Origin of the sequence: Marinimicrobium sp. UBA4209 (assembly GCF_002381585.1) — a bacterium.
In the GTDB taxonomy this organism is placed as follows: domain Bacteria; phylum Pseudomonadota; class Gammaproteobacteria; order Pseudomonadales; family Cellvibrionaceae; genus Marinimicrobium; species Marinimicrobium koreense.
The window spans coordinates 15,722-16,451 of the sequence record NZ_DFTP01000079.1; the positions used below are offsets into that span (position 1 = coordinate 15,722).

Genomic DNA, 730 nt, shown 5'->3' on the forward strand with positions numbered 1-730 from the left:
ATTGGGCGCGCCGGTATCCATCAGCTGCTGTTTCTCTTTCTCGGAAGAGGCAGCAAATCCGTGAGCCAGGTTGCCACAGGACAGGCGCTGGCGGGAGGGGCCATCATTGCGCATCGCATTGACGCGCTCAACGTAGGCCGCCCGGGTATCTCGGCTTCGGTCGATGATCCGCTGGGTAATATCGGAGAGTCTTTTGTGAGTCATTTCAGCACCATTGATTACTTTACATCCAGCCAGACGCCCTCGCCCCGCCACCCGCGGGAGCGATTTATCGGGTCGGACGGCCTGCCCCGGGCGCTGTCACCCCGCTTGCGGGTGGGCTGATCCGGCGTTGGGGGCCGGACAGCACCAGGGGGACGGCACCATGGTCAGTCCGCCAAGGGCCAGTCCGCCAAGCCTCGTCTGACTTGCTATATTCACGGTCTAATGCTCCTCAGGGCTCATCCGATACATTGCCGGACAATACTCCCGAGGCTCTCTCACACGTCTCCGTGCAGCGGTTATAAATGATTTTGCCGCCAGAGACCCAGGGTCGCTGGCGGCCGTACTGTTTCCGCTGTTACTTTGCTTGTTTGTAGTAGTTTATCAGACTGCGGGTCGAGGCATCATGTTTGTCGCTCACCTCGGCGCCGTCTGCCAGTTCCGGCTGGATACCGGCGGCCAACACCTTACCCAGCTCCACACCCCACTGATCGAAGGAGTGAATCTGCCAGATGATGCCCTGGGTGAA

1 protein-coding gene and 1 pseudogene are annotated in these 730 nt (G+C 60.0%); both read right to left on the minus strand.

Annotation, left to right across the window (positions count from 1 at the left end):
• Nucleotides 1–204 (minus strand): annotated as a pseudogene (locus tag B3187_RS11880) (phosphogluconate dehydratase); the annotation flags it as partial.
• A 355-nt stretch (nucleotides 205–559) separates the two neighbouring features.
• Nucleotides 560–682 carry a hypothetical protein gene (locus tag B3187_RS11885; RefSeq protein WP_286806674.1) on the minus strand — a complete coding sequence of 41 codons (123 nt, stop codon included), beginning with the start codon at nucleotides 680–682 and terminating at the stop codon, nucleotides 560–562.
• Between the last annotated feature and the right edge of the window lie 48 nt (nucleotides 683–730).